Origin of the sequence: Delftia sp. WSY_22 (genome assembly GCF_043104185.1) — a bacterium.
GTDB lineage: Bacteria > Pseudomonadota > Gammaproteobacteria > Burkholderiales > Burkholderiaceae_C > Comamonas > Comamonas tsuruhatensis.
On record NZ_JBICKN010000007.1, the window covers coordinates 34,058 to 51,970 of the forward strand.

Below are 17,913 nucleotides of genomic sequence, written 5' to 3' on the forward strand. Positions count from 1 at the left end.
TGCGCACGCCGATATGCACGGGCCCGCGCAGGAGAACGGAGCATTGTATGCGTCAGCCCTGACCCACATGGGCTGCCAGGATCTGGCTGCTGCGGGTTTTTCGGCGACGATGGCTGCAACTGGCGGCCATCTGCCGTTTTTAAAGGGGCGGAGCGCGGTTTTTCGTGGTTTTTGCGCCCGGCGTGACGGCACTTGAAGCGGCCCCGGAGGCAACCGCGCCGCCCGCACCTCACGGTACGGGCGGCGGCCGCGATCTTACAGGACGCCCCTGTGGCGGGGCGGTCCGTGTGGTTTCAGGCCACGCCGACTGCGGGCTGTCCCGTGCTGCCCGCGCCCCGTGACGGGGCGTTCCAGCGTGCCATCAGCGCCTTCCACTTGGTGCGGGCCGCAGCCAGGTTGCGCTCCTTGACGTGGCCGTAGCCGCGGATGTCCTCGGGAATGCTGGCGATCTCCACGGCCAGCGCCAGGCGCTCGGGCGTGAGCTCGGACAGCAGTCCTTCTATGCACTGGCGGTATTCCTGGATCAGTGCGCGCTCGGTGCGGCGCTCCTGCGTGCGGCCGAAGGGGTCCAGCGCCGTGCCGCGCAGGCCCTTCATCTTCGCCAGCACCTGCATGGCCTTGCGCATCCAGGGACCGTAGGACTTCTTGACCAGATGGCCCTGCTCGTCCTTGGCGGCCGACGACGGCGGCGCCAGGTGGTGGACCACGCGGTAGTCGCCCTCGAACATGCTGGCGATGCGCTGGCTGAAGGCCGCATCGGTGTGCAGGCGCGCGACCTCGTACTCATCCTTGTAGGCCATGAGTTTGAACAGATAGCGGGCCACGGCTTGCGACAGGCGCGTGCCCGAGCCCGCCACGGCGCGCTCGGCGGCATGGACCTTGTCCACGAAGGCCTGGTACTCGGCCGCATAGGCGGCGTTCTGGTAGGCCGTGAGGAAGTCCACGCGCTTGGCCACCATCTCGGTCAGCGAAGGCTTCTTGACGAACTGGATCACCTGGGCCGTCTGGAACAGGGCGCGCACGGCAGCCAGGTCATGGGCGCAGCGGCGGCCCCACTCGAAGGCGGCCTTGTTGTTGTCGGCCTGCACGCCGTTGAGTTCGATGGCACGCATCAGCGCCGCATGCGACAGCGGCACGCGGCCCTTTTGCCAAGCGTAGCCCAGGATCAGCGGGTTGGTGTAGATGCTGTCGCCCAGCAGCTGCACGGCCACCTGCTCGGCGTCGAAGCTGCCCAGCAGCTCGGGGCCCACGGCCTGGGCCAGGGCGCTGGCGCAGCGGTCGTCCGGTGCCTGCCAGTCAGGGTTGGTGACGAAGGCTGCCGTGGGCGAGCCATGGCTGTTGAGCGCCACGAAGGTGCGGCCCGGCTGCATCACCGACATGGTGGTCGGCGTGGCCGTGACGATGGGGTCGCAGCCGATCACCAGGTCGGCCTTGGCCATGTCCACCTTGGTGGTGTAGATGGCTTCGGGGCGGTTTGCGATCTGGATGTGGCTCCAGGTGGAGCCGCCCTTTTGCGCCAGGCCGGCCGCATCCTGGGTGATCACGCCCTTGCCCTCCAGGTGGGCCGCCATGCCCAGCAGCGAGCCGATGGTGATCACGCCCGTGCCGCCGACACCGGCCACGACGATGCCCCAGGCCTGCTCGGCCACGGGGAGCACGGGCTCGGGGATGCCCGGCAGCACGGACAGGTCGCCCTTCTTCTCCTTCTTGGGCTTCTTGAGCTGGCCGCCTTCGATGGTGACGAAGCTGGGGCAAAAGCCCTTCACGCAGGAGTAGTCCTTGTTGCAGGTGTTCTGGTTGATGCGGCGCTTGCGGCCGAACTCGGTCTCCACCGGCTCGACCGACAGGCAGTTGGACTGCACCGAGCAGTCGCCGCAGCCCTCGCAGACCAATTCGTTGATGACCACGGTCTTGTCGGGCGTGGCCAGCGTGCCGCGTTTGCGGCGGCGGCGCTTTTCGGTGGCGCAGGTCTGGTCGTAGATGATGGCCGTGCAGCCCTTGAGGGCGCGGAACTCGCGCTGGATGCGGTCCAGCTCGTCGCGGTGGTGCACGGTCACGCCCTCGGCCAGCGCCACGCCGTCGTACTTGGCGGGCTCGTCGGTGACGATGACCAGTTTGGCCACGCCCTCGGACTTGAGGCTGTTCATGATCTGCAGCACCGAGTGGCCCTCGGGCCGCTCGCCCACGCGCTGGCCGCCCGTCATGGCCACGGCGTCGTTGTACAGCAGCTTGTAGGTGATGTTCACGCCGGCCGCGATGCTCTGGCGTATCGCCAGCAGGCCGCTGTGGAAGTAGGTGCCGTCGCCCAGGTTGGCGAAGACATGGGCGTCCTTGGTGAAGGGCGCCTGGCCCACCCAGGTCACGCCCTCGCCGCCCATCTGCGTGAAGGTGCTGGTGGAGCGGTCCATCCACACCGTCATGTAGTGGCAGCCGATGCCGGCCACGGCGCGGCTGCCCTCGGGCACGCGGGTGCTGGTGTTGTGCGGGCAGCCGCTGCAAAACCATGGCACGCGGTCGCCCGTGGGCTGGCTCTGGGCGGCCTTGAGGGCGGCCTCGCGGGCGTCCAGCACGGCAATGCGCTCATGCATGCGCTGGGCGATGTGTTCGGGCACGCCGATCTTGGTCAGGCGCTGGACGATGGCGCGCGCGATGAGGGCCGGCGTCAGGTCCGCATTGGGGCGCAGCAGCCAGTCCTGGCTGGGATTGGGCACCGACCATTCGCCGCCGTGCTCATCGCTGAACTTGCCGACCACGTTGGGCCGCACGTCGGAGCGCCAGTTGTACAGTTCTTCCTTGATCTGGTATTCAATGACTTGGCGCTTTTCCTCCACCACCAGGATTTCCTGCAGGCCGCGCGCGAAGTCGCGCGTGATGGTGGCCTCCAGCGGCCAGACCACGTTGACCTTGTGCACGCGTATGCCCAGCTGGCGGCAGGTGTCGTCGTCCAGGCCCAGGTCGGCCAGGGCCTGGCGCATGTCGTTGTAGGCCTTTCCGCTGGCGATCAGGCCGAAGCGGTCGTTGGGGCCCTCGATCACGTTGTGGTTGAGCCGGTTGGCGCGCACATAGGCCAGGGCCGCATACCACTTGTAGTTCATCAGCCGCTGCTCCTGCTCCAGCGGCGCATCGGGCCAGCGGATGTGCAGGCCGCCGGGCGGCATCTGGAAGTCCTCGGGCAGGATGATGTTCACGCGGTCCGGCTCCACCGAGACGCTCGCCGAGGACTCGACCACCTCCTGGATGGTCTTCATGCCCGACCACAGGCCCGAGAAGCGGCTCATGGCAAAGGCATGCAGGCCCATGTCCAGGATGTCCTGCACATTGCTGGGAAAGAACACCGGCGTGCCGCAGGCCTTGAAGATGTGGTCGCTCTGGTGGGCGGCCGTGCTGCTCTTGCTGATGTGGTCGTCGCCGGCCAGCGCGATCACGCCGCCGTGCCGGGCCGTGCCCGCCATGTTGGCGTGCTTGAACACGTCGGAGCAGCGGTCCACGCCCGGGCCCTTGCCGTACCACAGGCCGAAGACGCCGTCGAACTTCTTGGTCTCGGGATAGAGATCCAGTTGCTGCGTGCCCCAGACGGCCGTGGCGCCCAGCTCTTCATTGACGCCGGGCTGGAAGACGATGTTGTTGGATTCGAGGTGCTTTTTCGCCGCCCATAGCGCCTGGTCATAGCCGCCCAGCGGGGAGCCCCGGTAGCCGCTGATGAAGCCTGCGGTGTTCAGGCCCGCTGCAGCGTCGCGCTGGCGCTGAAGCATGGGCAGGCGCACAAGGGCCTGTACTCCGCTCATGAACGCACGGCCGTGCTGCAGAGCGTATTTGTCGTCAAGGGTGACCGTCTCCAGGGCGCGGCGCACGTCTTCGGGCAGTGGGGCATTCATGGCTTGTCTCCATCGATGGTCGGTGCCCTGTCATGTCCTGCCCGGAATGGGAAAGAGGCATGCACGGCACTCGTTGTCTGAACCAAATCGCCTTTTTTCAGTGTATTCGTGCTCGTCTGATAGGTCTTTGCTTTCTTTGCGCTGTTTCAAGTATCCTGAGCAAGGATCTTTCTTGAAAATGGTGTTTTGTGCAAACTTTGGACAAATTCGACATTGCCATCCTCGGCCACCTGCAGGCCGACGCGCGCCTGACCAATGCCGAGCTGGCCCAGCGCGTGGGCCTGTCGGCCGCGCCGTGCTGGCGCCGCGTGCGGGCGCTGGAAGAAGCGGGCTTCATCCGCGGCTACCACGCCGACATCGACCGCCACAAGATCGGCCTGGGCGTGCTGGCCTTCGTGCGGCTGGACGCCGTGCGCACGGCCGGCACGCTGACGCTGGAGATGGAGGACGCCATCCGCAAGCTGCCCGAGGTGGTCACCTGCCACTACATCAGCGGCACCGGCACCTTCGAGCTGCAGGTGGTGGCGCGCGATCTGGACAGCTTTGCGCAGTTCGCGCGCAACACGCTGCTGAACCTGCCCAACGTGAAGGACATGCAGACCAGTTTCTCGCTGGGCGAGATCAAGTCCAGCCATGCGCTGCCGCTGTCCCAGTTGGGACCCATGGCGGGCCAGGGACTGCCTGGCCAGTAGCCGCAGGCCGGCGGACTGGCCTATGAAGGTCGCGCCGAAGCGACAGTGTGCTCCTGTAACAGGAGCGAAAAACGGTTGTCGTACAAGGTGGTGATCGTGGTTATTAGTAAGGCAACCATTTCTGGCGCCACCCTGCGTTTGGCCCGAGAATCGGGACACATGGCCGCAGAACAATCAACACCAGACCCCGCCCAGCCACCCGCCTCAGAAACCGAGCCTTCCACCCAGCCCCCGGCCGAGCCCTCGGGCGCGGGGGCGCCGGGCACCCTGCTCGAGGACCCGTCCGGCATGGCCGCTGCCGACAGGGCGGCCGCCGAGGCCGAAGGCCAGAAGACGGCCCAGGCCCAGCAGGGCGTCTGGGCGCCGCTGTCCGGCCCCACCTTCCGCATGCTCTGGCTGATCTGGATGGCGGCCAATACCTGCATGTGGATGAACGATGTGGCGGCGGCCTGGCTCATGACCTCGCTGACCACCTCGCCCGTGCTCGTGGCCCTGGTGCAATCGGCCTCCACGCTGCCCGTCTTCCTGCTGGGCTTGCCCAGCGGTGCGCTGGCCGACATCCTGGACCGGCGCCGCTACTTCATCGTCACCCAGTTCTGGGTGGCGGCCGTGGCTCTGGTGCTGTGCCTGTTCGTGCTCTCGGGCCGGATGACGGCGCACTGGCTGCTGGTGCTGACCTTTGCCAACGGCATCGGCCTGGCCATGCGCTGGCCGGTGTTCTCGGCGCTGATTCCCGAACTCGTTCCCAAGCACCACCTGCCCTCGGCCATGGCGCTCAATGCCGTGGCCATGAACGCCTCGCGCATCATCGGCCCCCTGGTGGCAGGCGCCATCATCGCCAGCCTGGGCAGTGCCTGGGTGTTCGTGCTGAACGCCGTGCTGTCCGTCATCTCGGGCATTGTGCTGATCCGCTGGAAACGCCGCCACGTGGCCAACCCGCTGGGCCGCGAGCGCCTGCCCTCGGCCATGCGCGTGGGCCTGCAGTTCGTGCGCGAGTCGCCGCGCATGCATGCGGTGCTGGCGCGCACGGTGTGTTTCTTCCTGCAGTGCACGGCGGTGATGGCCCTGCTGCCCCTGGTGGCCCAGCGCCTGCACGGCCCGACCGAGGGCGGGGGCGGCGCCGAGACCTTCACGCTGCTGCTGGCCTCCATGGGGGCGGGCGCCATCGTGGGCGCCATGTTCCTGCCACGCCTGCGCCAGGCCATGTCCAAGGAAAGGCTGATCCGGTCGGGCTCTGCCGTGCATGCGCTGGCCACGCTGGCCGTGGCCCTGTCGCCCAATGTCTACATGGCGGTGCCGGCCATGATGCTGGCCGGCATGGCGCTGATCTCCACGGCCAACGTGCTGGGCGTTTCGGCCCAGATGGCCCTGCCCAACTGGGTGCGGGCGCGCGGCATGTCCATCTACCAGATGTCCATCATGGGCGGCACGGCGGCAGGCGCCGCGCTCTGGGGACAGGTGGCCAGCATGGTGGGCGTGCGCGGCAGCCTCATGGTGGCGGCCGCCAGCGGCGTGGCCTGCATGCTGCTGGTGCAGCGCCTGGTGCGCGACCGCCAGATCGAGGAGGACCTGAGCCCCTCCAAGGCCTTCCAGCGCCCCGAGGTCAACATCCCCGAAGCCGGCCGCGTGGTCGTCACCATCGAGTACCAGATCGACCCCACCCAGGCCGAGGCCTTCCGCGCCCTCATGCAGGAAAGCCGCCGCAGCCGCATGCGCCAGGGCGCGCTGGGCTGGAGCCTGCTGCACAGCATGAGCCACCCGGAGCGCTACGTGGAGCAGATCATCGACGAGTCATGGACCGAGCACCTTCGCCGCTTCGACCGCGTCACCGCCGCCGACGTGGCGCTGCGCGACCGCAAGCTGGCGTATCACAAGGGCAAGGAACCGCCGCGCGTCACGAGGTACTTCGATACCCCCTGAGGCGCTGCGCGCCTTCCCCCTCCCTCGCGAAGCGAGTAGAGAGGGGGAAGCGGCGTAGCCGCTCAGGGAATCACCTCAAGTGCGGTGCCTGGCTCGCCAGGGCGCGCGGCCAGAAGGCCCACAGGCGCAGGTTCTGCTTGATGCGGCCTGCCAGGTCGCCGGCTTCGGGGCCCCAGCCCATGAAGTAGTCGGCGCGCACGGCGCCGACGATGGCGCTGCCCGTGTCCTGGGCGAAGACCAGGCGGTTCAGCGCCACGGTGGGCCCGGATGTGGACAGCCAGACCGGTGTGCCGTAGGGGATGCTCTGCTTGTCCACGGCGATGGAGCGGCCTGGCGTCAGGGCCACGCCCTGGGCGCCCTTGGGGCCGAACTGCAGGTCCAGGCCTTCCAGCGGCTCCTCACGGAAGAAGACGTAGCGCGGGTTGCTCCACAGCATTTCATTGACGCGGCCGGGGTTGGCGGCCACCCAGGCGCTGATGCCGGGCCAGGTGGCGTCGCGCACCAGTCCCTGGTCCAGCAGCCAGCGGCCCACGCTCTTGTAGGGCTGGTCATTGGTGCCCGCAAAGGCGACGCGGATCGTGCGTTGCGCGCCTGTAGGCTCGGTGATGTTCAGGCGCCCCGATCCCTGGATGTGCAGCACCATCGCATCGACGGGGTCGCGCAGCCAGGCGATGGCGCGGCCTGCCAGGGCCGCCTGGGCCTCTGGCAGGGTCTCGATCTGCTGGCGCGAGAACCAGGGCTTGCGGCTGCCGAAGCCGGCGCCGGCCGGCGTCTTGTACAGGGGCACGTTGAATCCGTCGCCGGGCAGGCGCCGCGCCTCGAACAGCGGCTCGTAGTAGGCGGTCAGCATGCCGTCCGGGCCGCCGCCCAGCGCCTCGATGCGGTAGGGTTGCAGATTGGCCATGAGCCAGGCGCGCTGCTCGTCGCCCGTGGCGATGCTCAGCTGGCGCACATCGCGGCACAGGCCTGCGAAGACCGAACTGGGTCGTTCGCAGTTCTTTAGCCAGGCATTCCAGGCTTCGTGCAGCGCGTCCTCCTGCAGGCCGGGCAATTCGCTCCAGTCGGCCGCGATCCAGCGGCTCTTGGTGGGCGTGTTGGTGACCAGCGGGGGCCTGGGCGTGACGGCGGGAGAGCCGCCCGGCTGCAGATCGGGTACGGGCGAGGGGTCGTAGACCGGCTTGGTGGTGGTCGTGCAGGCGACCAGCGTCCCTACAATCAGCGCCATCGCGGCATGGCGCAGGAGGTGGAAATTCATGGGGTTGATTTTGCTCGAAGCACTGCTGGCCTTGGTGATTCTGGTCGCTATTGTGTGGTGGACCATGTTCTCCGGACGCCGCAAGGGCGAGTTGCCCGTGGACACGCCACGGGATTCGCATCCGTCTCCAGACAAACCCTCTCCCGGGCAGGATCGCAGCGGCCCGTGACGGCCGTGGAGGCAGCCTCGCGGAGCGGGCGCCGTCCTACGGGTATGCCCTGCCCGCACTGATAGGCTGTGCGCAGCCTGCTTTCCACAATGGGGACCCTGGCGCTACCGCACGGTGCGTTCCCAAGATTCAAAAGGAGTTTCCAATGCGCAAGCACATCGTTCTGGCCGCCGCAACGGCGGCCGCACTGTTCATCTCCGGCTGCGCGAACATGAGCGACACCCAGCGCCGCACGGCCACGGGCGCTGGCGTGGGCGCTGCAGCCGGCGCCGTGCTGGGCGCCGTCACCGGCGGCAGGGCCGGCACGGGTGCCGTGATCGGCGCTGGCGTGGGTGCACTGGGTACCTACATCTGGTCGCAGAACATGGAAAAGCAAAAGCGCGAGATGGAGCAGGCCACCCAGGGTACGGGCGTGAACGTGAGCCAGACGGCTGACAACCAGCTCAAGCTTGACATTCCCAGCGACATCTCGTTCGATACCAACCGTTCCGACATCAAGGGCAACTTCGCTCCCATCCTGGACCGCTTCGCCGAGGGCCTGCGCAACAACCCCAATGCCGAGGTGCGCATCATCGGCCACACCGACAGCACCGGCTCGGATGCCATCAACAACCCGCTGTCGCTGGACCGCGCCAACAGCACGCGCAACTACCTGACCATGCGAGGCGTCTCGGGCGCCCGCATCGCCACCGAAGGCCGTGGCTCGCACCAGCCCGTGGCTTCCAACGACTCGGCCAGCGGCCGTGCCATGAACCGCCGCGTGGAAATCTTCGTGGGCGAGATCCCGCAGCAGCACCAGCAGCAGCCCCAGTATCAACAGCAGCCGCAGTACCAGCAGCCGCAATACCAGCCCCAGTACCAGCAGCCCCGCTGACCCGGGCTCTGTGCCAGATGCAACGCCCCGCAACGCGGGGCGTTTTTGCGTGGGCGGGCACCGGCATTGCCCTATGCTGGCTCCCATCCATCAATGGGGAGTCGTATGAGTGAAGCAAGCACAGCGGGCGCGGCCGACGTGGTCAGCCCGCTCGACAAGGGCCTGGGCGCGCTGTCCGCCCCCTGCACGCCGCAGGACGCTGCCGCGCAGGGCTGGAATCTGCTGCGGGAAGACTTGAGTTTGCCGGTGGCCGTGCTGTCGCAGTCGCGCCTGTCGCACAACCTGGCCTGGATGCAGCGCTTTGTGGATGCCTACGGCGCCCAGCTCGCGCCCCACGGAAAGACGACCATGGCGCCCCGCCTGTTCCGCCAGCAGATCGACGCGGGCGCCTGGGGCATCACGCTGGCCACCGCTCAGCAGACGTGCGTGGCCCATGCCCATGGCGTGCGCCGCGTGCTCATGGCCAACCAGTTGATCGGCCGGCGCAACATGGCGGCCGTGGCCGAGCTGCTGGCCGATCCCGGCTTCGAGTTCTTCTGCCTGGTCGATTGTGCCGAGCAGGTCGAGCAGCTGGCCGCCTTTTTTGGCGCAGCGGGCCGGTCCGTGCAGGTGCTGATCGAACTGGGCCCGCCCGGCGGGCGCACGGGCGTTCGCTCCGATGCGCAGATGCAGCCGCTGCTGGACGCGCTGGCCCGGGCCGGTGCCGGCGTGCGACTGGCCGGGATCGAGGTCTACGAGGGCGTGCTCAAGGAAGAAGAACCCATCCGCACCCTGCTGCGGCGCGCCGTGGACTGGCTCCAGCGGCTGGCGGGCGAGGGCCGGCTGCAGCGCAGCCCGGCCGTGCTCACCGGCGCCGGCTCGGCCTGGTATGACGTGGTGGCCCAGGAGTTCGGCAAGGCCGACATCGGCGGTCCGCTGGATCTGGTGCTGCGCCCGGGCTGCTATCTCACGCATGACGCGGGCATCTACCAGGCAGCGCAGCGGCGCATCGACCAGACCAATCCCGTGGCGCAGCAGATGCGTGCCAGCCTGCAGCCTGCGCTGCAGGTCTGGGCCTATGTGCAGTCGCTGCCCGAGCCCGGCCGCGCCATCGTGGCGCTGGGCAAGCGCGATACCGCCTTCGAGGCCGTGCCGCCCCGGCCCGCGCTGCGCTACCGCCCCGGTGATGCCGCGCCCGTGGCGGCGCCACCGCATTGGGAGGTCACGGCCATGATGGACCAGCATGCTTTCCTGAAGGTGGCCGAGGACGATGGCCTGCGCATAGGCGACATGCTGGCCTTCGACATCTCCCACCCCTGCCTGACCTTTGACAAATGGCGGCAGTTGGCCGTCGTCAATGACCGCTATGACGTGGTGGACGTGATTGCCACGTATTTCTGAAGGGGTCAGCCGTGTGTGCGCAGCAGGTTGGCCAGTTCAACGGCCGACTTGACCTGCATCTTGTCGAAGACGCGCGCGCGGTGGACCTCGACGGTGCGCACGCTGATGTCCAGCTGGTCGGCGATGAGCTTGTTGGGAATGCCCTCGACCACCAGGCGCATCACGTCGCGCTCGCGCTCCGTCAGCTCGTTGAAGCGTGCACGCACGGCTTCGCGCGCACGGGTTTCGGCCTGGTGCTGGGCCGACAGTTCCAGAGCCTGTTCGATGCGGTCCACGAGGGCATTGTCCGAGAAAGGCTTCTCGCAGAAGTCGAAGGCGCCGCGCTTGACGGTGTCCACGGCCGTGGGTACGTCGGCATGGCCGGTCAGGAAGATCACGGGCATGCCTGCGATCTGGTTGCGTTCCAGCATGAGGTTGAACAGCGCCAGCCCGCTCATGCCGCCCATGCGCATGTCCAGCAGCAGGCAGCAGGGATTGCGTGGCGATGGGCGCGACTGCAGCATGGCGTCGAAGGCCTCTGCGCTGTCATAGCATTCGCTGAGCAGGCGGCGCGAGCGCAGCAGCCAGGCCAGCGCTTCGCGGACATCGGTGTCGTCGTCGACGATGTAGACGGTGGCGTCGGGTACAGGTTCCATGGGCCTATTGTTCCATTTGTTCCATTGGTGCCATCTATGCCTGCACCTGCGCAGGGCTGTGCGCCGGCAGCGTGAAGGCGAAGACGGTCCCGCGCGGGCTGTGGGGGCTGTGCTGCAGGTGGCCGCCATGCTGCTCGACCACGGTACGGCACAGGCTCAGGCCCAGGCCCATGCCCTCGTTGCGCGTGGTGAAAAAGGGCGTGAACAGTTGCTCCGCCACATGCTGGGGAATGCCGGTGCCGCAGTCGATGACGGCGAACTCCACCCAGCTGCGGCGCGTGCTGGCGGCCGCACGGCGCACGCGCAGCTGCAGCTCGCGCTCCATGGTCTCGGGCGAGTCCATGGCCTGCATGCCGTTGCGCGCCAGGTTGAGCAGCACCTGCTCGATCATGGTCGGATCGCACAGCACGGGCGGGAGGCCGGGCTCGATGTCGGTGGTCACGCGCACGCCCAGGTTGCGTGCCTGCAGGCTGATCAGCGGCAGCACGGCGTCTATGAGTTCGGCGGCGCCTATGACTTCGCGGGACTGGTCGCGCCGCCGCACGAAATCGCGCACGCTCTTGATCACGCGGCCTGCGCGGTCGGCCTGGAAGCTGATGCGCTCCATGGCCATGCGCAGGTCCTGCAGTTGCTGGCGCAGCCGGGCTTCATGGTCCGAGATGGCGCTGCCCGCACCTGCACCTGTGCCCGTGCCATCGTCGCTCCCCAGCATGTTCAGCGATCCCGTGGCGTAGCTGGAGATGGCCACCAGCGGCTGGGTGAGTTCATGGCTCAGCAGCGAGGCCATCTCGCCCACCGTGGCCAGGCGGGCCGTGGCCTGCAGGCGCTCCTGCGAGGCGCGTGAGATCTCTTCCATGCGCTTTTGCTCGCTGATGTCGATGAAGGCACTCATCCAGCCGGTGTGCTGGCCCTGGGCATTGATCAGCGGCGCCTCGAAGATCAACACCGGAAAGCGCGTTCCGTCCTTGCGCATGAAGATGCTTTCATGGCCCTCGCGCGGCGGCGGGGCGTTGCCGGACAGGCGGCTGTCGCGCCGGCGCGCGTAGATCTCGGCGCGCTCGGGCGGCCAGTAGGGCGCAATGCTCAGTCCCAGCAGTTCCTCGGCCGTGAAGCCCACCATGCTGCAGAAGGCCGGGTTCACATAGCTGATGCGGCCCTGCAGATCGCGCGCGCGCAGGCCCGTGACCAGCGAGTCCTCCATGGCCTTGCGAAAGGCCAGCGCATCGCCCAGATCGCGCTCGGCGCGCAGGCGTCGGCGGTTGTCGCGCACCAGCACGGCGACCACGGACACCAGGGCGATGGACATCAGCGTCACCAGGGCCGTGAGCACGTTGGGGAATACGCTGGGCGCGCGGTGCCAGCTGTCCATGCGCAGCACCAGGGTGCTGCCCGGCAGGTCCAGCAGCTGCTGCGCCGTGAACATGCGCGTGCCGCGCCAGGAGGCGCCCAGCAGGGCCAGGCGCGTGCCGTCCGGCTCGGTGAAGGACACTTCCTGGGTGCGCGGCAGGTTCTTGCTGACCTGGGTGATCAGCAGGCTTTGCAGGCTGTAGGTGCCGATGACAAAGCCGATGATGTGGCCGCTTTGCGTCAATGGCAGGCAGACCTCCATCATCTCCGTGCCCAGGCCTTCGGCCAGCAGCTGGAAGTAGCTGGGCGAGTAGGCCGGGCCGTTGAGGCGGCGCGCGTGGGTGCAGGTCAGCACGGCCTCCGGATGGGTGTTTTGCGTGCGCAGCTGGTCTTCCCACTGCACGTTGCGGTAGGGCGTCTCGGCATGGGAGCGGATCTGCAGGCCCGCATCGCGCCATTCGATGCGCATCAGCTCGCGGCGCACCTGCAGCAGCTCGGCGGCGCGGGTCTTCCACTCGGCAGGGTCGTTGTCGGGCGCGTTCAGCGCCTGCAGGTCCTGCAGGTTGCGGTTGAGGGCGGCGCGTATGTCGGCCACGGCATTGGCGGTGTCGCGCTCCAGCTTGTCCTGGACCTGGGAGGCCTCATAGCGTCCGGCCAGCCAGACCATGGTGATGAGCATGCTGGCCACCAAAGCGACCAGCAGGCTCCACAGCGACCAGCGCCGCCAGGCAGTGCGCCAGCGGCGCCAGGGCCAGCGGCCTTCGGCAGGGGCGGGCGTGGACAGGTGCAGCGGATTCACAGGACGCGGTGCTCCAGGGCCGGCAACTGGCGGCGCACATGCGCCAGGCGCTCGCGCTTGATCTCGCCCAGCACCACGCCTGCACCCTCGGCCTGCTGCGCCAGCACCATGCCCCAGGGGTCGGCCAGCAGGCTGTGGCCCCAGGTGCGGCGGCCGTTCTCATGGTGGCCGCCCTGGGCGGGCGCCAGCAGGTAGGCCTGGTTTTCGATGGCGCGGGCGCGCAGCAGCACCTCCCAGTGGGCCAGGCCCGTGATGTGGGTGAAGGCGGCGGGCACCAGCAGCAGGTCGGCACCCTGCTCGGCCAGTCGGCGGTACAGCTCGGGAAAGCGCAGGTCGTAGCACACGCTCAGGCCCAGGCGCCAGGACTCGCCCTCGCGCGAGGTGATGTCGCAGGTCACGGGCGTGTGGCCGGCCTGGACCACGGCGGCCTCCGTGTAGCGCTCGCGGCCGTTGTCGTAGTGGAACAGGTGGATCTTGTCGTAGCGCGCCACGCATTCGCCCTGGGGCGAGAACACCAGCGAGCTGTTGAGCACGTGGGCATCGTCATCGGCCACCAGAGGCAGGGTGCCGCCGACGATCCACAGCTGCAGCTCGCGCGCGGCGCGGCCCAGGAAGTCCTGGATGGGGCCTTGGCCGAAACTCTCGCGGTAGGCCAGCTTGTCGGTATCGCGCAGGCCCATGGCACAGAAGTATTCGGGCAGGGCCGCGAGTTCGGCGCCCTGCTCGCGCGCCTGGCGCAGCAGGGCCATGGCCTGGTCGAGGTTGGCGCGCACATCGGGTTCCGACACCATTTGCAGGGCTGCGATTTTCATGGGTTCTCTCCTGAAGGGGCTGACTCGGTGGCGGTGGAGGGCGTGCGCGACGGTGTGTCAGAGGGCGTTGCGGCCCGGCGGCGCGGCAAGGCAGTGACCTGGGGATCATCCCAGCTGCCGTCGATGCGGAATTCCTTGGTGGCTGCCGCAATCAGCGGGCCCCGCAGCAGCACCTGCGCCAGAAAGCTGCCCAGGCCGATCACGGGGTTGATGGCCGTGGCCACCAGGGAGGCGGTCATCGCGTTGATCTCGGGCACCACCACCACGTGCAGATTCTGCGTCTCCTGGACCAGGTCTGCCGTGCCTTCCATCAGCACGGCGGCGTTGACGCCCTTCATCTGCATGTTGTTGGTGCGCGCCACGCCATCGGTGATCTGCACATCACCGCGCATGAAGTCGAAGGCAAAGCCGTTGCTGAAGACATCGCGGAAATCCAGCGTCAGCCGGCGTGGCAGCGCCTGCAGGCTGAGCACGCTCAGCAGCTTGGCCAGGCCCGGTTCGGCCTTGAGGAACTGGCCGGTCTGCACATCCAGGTGCATGGAGCCCGAGAGGCTGCGGAAATCGGGCGTGATGGGCGAGCCCGTCCATCCCGCCGAGCCCTGCAGGCTCCCCTTGCCATTGCCCACCACGCCGGGCATGTCAAAGCGCGTGAGCAGCTTGCCCACGTCGCGCAGGTCCAGCTGGAACTGCAGCTGGCTGCGCCCCGGATGCTCGGACTGCCCCTGGGGCAGGCGCCACTGGCCGTTGGCCGTCAGCGTGGCCTCGGGCGTGGAAATGTTGAAGCGCGACAGCTGCCATTCGCGCGCCGCCGCGTTGCCGGGCACGGGGCGGTTGCGGGCCTCGACCTCCAGGCGGCCCAGCGCGTGGCCCGACAGGTGCATGTCGTCCACCACGATCTGCAGCGCCGGCAGCTGGCGCGGCCCTTCGTTGAACAGGGCGTCCACGCGTTCGGACTTGGCCTCCGGCACCGTCAGGCGGGACAGCCGGGCGACCAGTTGCCCTTCGGGCTGGGCGTCCGTGCCTTCGCGAAAGCCCACATAGCCATCCAGCTCCTGGGAGGTGAGGTTGCTGTGCCACGAGCCGCCATCGCGCGAAATGCCCGCCACCACATCGTGCAGCTGCCGCCCCTTGGCCTGCAGTTGCTTGACGCGCAGGCTCAGCCGATCGGGAAGGTATTCGCGCGCAGGGTCCGTGGCGGCGTCGGCGGGCTCTGGCCTGGCGCCGTTGGACTGCGGCGCCAGCGCCAGCCAGTCGTCGATATTGAAGAGCGGCAAATGCACATGGGCCTGCACGCCCTGGCCCGAAGTGGGGGCGGTGCCCGCTTCCTGGCCGATGAGGATGCTGCCGTGCAGCACGCGGCTGTGCTTGCCACTGATGTCGCGCTCATAGAAGACCGAGCCCGTGTCGCCCAGTTGCACGCTGATCTGGTCGCGCAGCGGGGCATCGGGCGCGGCGAAGCTGGCGGGCGCGAGCTGGTGGCTCACGGCCAACGGCTGGATGGACTCGGCGGCCTTGCCCAGCGGAGCCGGCAGGTTGATGCGCATGCCCTGCAGGCTGGACTGGACCTGGATTTCGGGCGTGCCACGGCGCACCTTCAGCAGCAGGGAATAGGGCGACTGGCCCTCGGCATGGCGGGCCAGGTCGGCCACCCAGCCCAGTTCCCTGGCATCGCGCAGCCCCTGTGCCGTGGCCGTGCCCTGCACCCGCACCTTGACGGACGATTCGGTGGCTGGCGCATTGCGCGCCAGCGCCTGCATGCCGCCATCGGCACGCAGCTCACCGCCCAGGGCCCGCGCCTGCAAGCCGACCAGCGAGAAGCCGGTGTCGGAGAATTTGACGGCGCCACGCAGCTGGCTCAGGTGCGGTGTCTCGTCATCGAGCTGCAGCGAGTTGCCCGCCAGCGTGACCTGCCCGGACACCTTGCTGCGGTCCAGATGGTCGATGGGCAATTGCAGTTGCAGGGCCAGTTGCGCGGCGCCCGTGGCCTCGCTGCCGTCCAGCACGTGCCCGGTCAGCGCCGACAGGGCCGAGGTCTTGACCACCCCCAGCATGTCGGCCAGCGGGCCCTGGCCCTTGGCGGTGACGGCCACCTCGGTGTGGGCCAGGTTGGGAATGCTGGCCTGGATGTCGCGCATCTGCAGCTGCGGATAGCCGGCGAACTGGCCGCGCGCATTGCGCACGGCCATGGAGGAGCGGTCAAACACCAGCTCGCCGGACAGATCGACCAGGGCCGGCCAGGGCGCCTCGCCATGCGTGAGCAGATGGGGCGGCACATATTCATAGTGCACGTCATGCAGCTTGGCCGCGATGTGGAACTCGCCCTGGCTGGGCTTGTCGGCGGGTACGTGGTCCAGGTTGCCGCGCACCTTGAAGTTCACCGTGCTCGCGCGCCCGGCGTGTATGGCCTCGCGCACATAGTGGCGCGCGTCGGCGGGAATCTCCAGCGGCAGGTAGCGGTGCACGCGCGTGCCATCGGCGTTGCGCAGCTGGCCCTGCAGGTCCAGCACGCCGGGAAAGCGCGGCTGCCTGTCGCTGCCGTCGCCGGTATGCCATTGCGCGCGGGCCTCGCCTTCGGTGTCGTCATTGGCAAAGCGCAGGCTGGGCACCTGCACGCTGATGGCCTGGCCGCGCAGTTGCCAGCGCAGGCTGGCCTGCAGGCGGTGCAGCGGGATCTCGGGCTCCTCGAACACGCCGGGGAACGACAGCGACGCCGGCCGCTGCTCTGTGCCCTCCATCTCCAGCTGGGCCTGGCCGCCGTCCTGGTCCAGCGAGAAGCGCGCGTTCAGGCCCTTGAGGCCGGGCATGCCCGGCGCCGCGGGGCCTTCGGACGACGCCACGCCGTTGATCGACAGTTGCTGCAGTTCGCCACTGGCCTTGTACTGCTGCAAGGACTCCAGCGGGCCGCGCCAGCTTCCCTGGAACTGGTGCAGGCGGCCGGCCGGTGCCAGATCGGCCAGGTGCTGCTGCACCTGCTCTGGAAGCGGCAGGCGCTGGCCCAGCTGGGCGAGGATGGCCAGGTCAATGCCATCGGCCTGGAACTCGCCGTGCTCACCCAGCGCCCCCTGCGTGCTGGCGCCGGCGGGGTTGTAGCGCGCGCGCAGATTGCCAGCCGGCCAGTGCAGGCCGTCGCCCGTGGAAAATTCCAGGTTCTGCGCAGCGAAGCGCCAGCCGTCCTGGTGTTGCACGCTCAGCCTGCCCGTCAGGGCCTGCAGCTTCAGCGGCTGCAGGTCTTCGCGCCACTGCAGCTGCAGCGCGTTCACGGCCACGTCGGCCATGGCGCCCACGGGCTGGCCCTGGCGCAGGTCTATCCAGGCGCGCAGCGCGCCCCGGCCCTGCTGCAGGCGCAAGCCAGAGGTGTCTATGTACTGGCCGAGCTGGGACAGGTCGATCCGCGTGAACATCGCATGGGCCTGGCCGCTCCAGCGGCGCCAGTTGCCCTCGTGCGTGGACAGCAGCGGCTCGCGGAACAGGCCGGTCAGCATGAAGCGCTCGCCCCAGCCTTCGGGCGGCGTGGCATCCAGGCGCAGTCCGTGGCCCCAGCCCTTGTTGCGCAGCACCAGGTCCACATCGCGCAAGGCCAGCGGCGGAGCCTGGCGCAGTTCGTCCAACCACAGCAGGCTGCCGCCGCGCAGCGCCAGTTCGGTCTGCGAAAACAGCCAGTCGGCGGCGGCATTGTCCCCGCCGGCCGAAGGGCTGATCTCGATACCGGCCACGAAGACTCGGCCATCGGCCGCGCGGCGCACCACGAGTTCAGGACGGTCTATGTAGATCTGTTCCACGCCCAGGCGCATCAGCGAGCGTGCCGAAACGGCGACCACCACGCTGGGCAGGCGCAGGGCGTCTGCCGAATGTTCGGGGTCTTGCACCACCACGTCGCCCAGCTCGAAGCGGGGGACCAATCCCTCGCTGCGGGCCGTGATGCTGCCTATGCGAACCGGTAGGCCCAGCGTGCGTGAGGCCAGGGATTCCAGCTGAGGACGCCATTCGCCGATTCGCGGCACAATCCAGCCATGGAGCACCCCCCACACGGAGGCGAGGACCAGCCAGAAGGCCAGGACCAGCCCCAGTGACCACCGCGCAAGGCCGGCCATCCAACGGGTCAGGCGTGTGGGGTGCGGTTTCGGTTCGATCATCGGCGGCATCAGCTATGACGGG

At 68.4% G+C, this 17,913-nt stretch carries 11 protein-coding genes; 5 read left to right on the plus strand and 6 right to left on the minus strand.

The genetic code is table 11. From position 1 onward, the window contains the following. Positions 1 to 293 precede the first annotated feature (293 nt). A complete protein-coding gene (locus ACF8NF_RS05220) occupies positions 294 to 3,875 on the minus strand; it encodes an indolepyruvate ferredoxin oxidoreductase family protein (protein ID WP_288897891.1) in 3,582 nt (1,193 codons plus the stop codon). Between the two features lie 188 nt (positions 3,876 to 4,063). Between ACF8NF_RS05220 and ACF8NF_RS05225 the strand changes: the two genes are divergently transcribed. After that, positions 4,064 to 4,567: an Lrp/AsnC family transcriptional regulator gene (locus ACF8NF_RS05225; protein WP_016449368.1), complete on the plus strand. Its 504-nt coding sequence runs from the start codon at positions 4,064 to 4,066 to the stop codon at positions 4,565 to 4,567. 159 nt (positions 4,568 to 4,726) lie between these two features. Beyond that, a complete protein-coding gene (locus ACF8NF_RS05230) occupies positions 4,727 to 6,487 on the plus strand; it encodes an MFS transporter (protein ID WP_374006324.1) in 1,761 nt (586 codons plus the stop codon). Positions 6,488 to 6,557: 70 nt separating this feature from the next. Here the strand turns inward: ACF8NF_RS05230 and ACF8NF_RS05235 are convergent, their stop codons facing one another. Beyond that, on the minus strand, positions 6,558 to 7,742 hold the full coding sequence (locus tag ACF8NF_RS05235) for a murein transglycosylase A (RefSeq protein ID WP_017404060.1): 1,185 nt from the start codon (positions 7,740 to 7,742) through the stop codon (positions 6,558 to 6,560). Between ACF8NF_RS05235 and ACF8NF_RS05240 the strand changes: the two genes are divergently transcribed. From ACF8NF_RS05240 to ACF8NF_RS05250, 3 genes are all read left to right on the plus strand, one after another. Further along, positions 7,741 to 7,911, plus strand: a complete 171-nt coding sequence (locus tag ACF8NF_RS05240; RefSeq protein WP_016449371.1) for a hypothetical protein — start codon at positions 7,741 to 7,743, stop codon at positions 7,909 to 7,911. The two genes, ACF8NF_RS05235 and ACF8NF_RS05240, sit on opposite strands and share 2 nt — an antisense overlap. A gap of 145 nt (positions 7,912 to 8,056) precedes the next feature. After that, positions 8,057 to 8,785 (plus strand): OmpA family protein, encoded by a 729-nt coding sequence (locus tag ACF8NF_RS05245; RefSeq protein ID WP_016449372.1) that lies wholly within the window; start codon positions 8,057 to 8,059, stop codon positions 8,783 to 8,785. 105 nt (positions 8,786 to 8,890) lie between these two features. Then, complete coding sequence (locus ACF8NF_RS05250; protein WP_017404062.1) at positions 8,891 to 10,165, plus strand: amino acid deaminase; 1,275 nt, start codon at positions 8,891 to 8,893, stop codon at positions 10,163 to 10,165. Positions 10,166 to 10,170: 5 nt separating this feature from the next. Here ACF8NF_RS05250 and ACF8NF_RS05255 read toward each other — a convergent pair whose 3' ends face one another. Genes ACF8NF_RS05255 through ACF8NF_RS05270 form a run of 4 tightly spaced genes read right to left on the minus strand, consistent with a single transcriptional unit; the run spans position 10,171 to position 17,891 of the window. Next, positions 10,171 to 10,800, minus strand: a complete 630-nt coding sequence (locus ACF8NF_RS05255) for a response regulator (protein WP_312840845.1) — start codon at positions 10,798 to 10,800, stop codon at positions 10,171 to 10,173. Positions 10,801 to 10,834: 34 nt separating this feature from the next. Then, a complete protein-coding gene (locus ACF8NF_RS05260) occupies positions 10,835 to 12,946 on the minus strand; it encodes a nitrogen regulation protein NR(II) (protein ID WP_016454247.1) in 2,112 nt (703 codons plus the stop codon). Continuing rightward, a complete protein-coding gene (locus ACF8NF_RS05265; RefSeq protein WP_016454246.1) occupies positions 12,943 to 13,758 on the minus strand; it encodes a carbon-nitrogen hydrolase family protein in 816 nt (271 codons plus the stop codon). Before ACF8NF_RS05265 ends, ACF8NF_RS05260 begins: the two co-directional genes overlap by 4 nt. Next, complete coding sequence (locus ACF8NF_RS05270) at positions 13,755 to 17,891, minus strand: YhdP family protein (RefSeq protein WP_016454245.1); 4,137 nt, start codon at positions 17,889 to 17,891, stop codon at positions 13,755 to 13,757. The genes ACF8NF_RS05265 and ACF8NF_RS05270 overlap by 4 nt, the downstream gene beginning before the upstream one ends. Positions 17,892 to 17,913 lie beyond the last annotated feature (22 nt).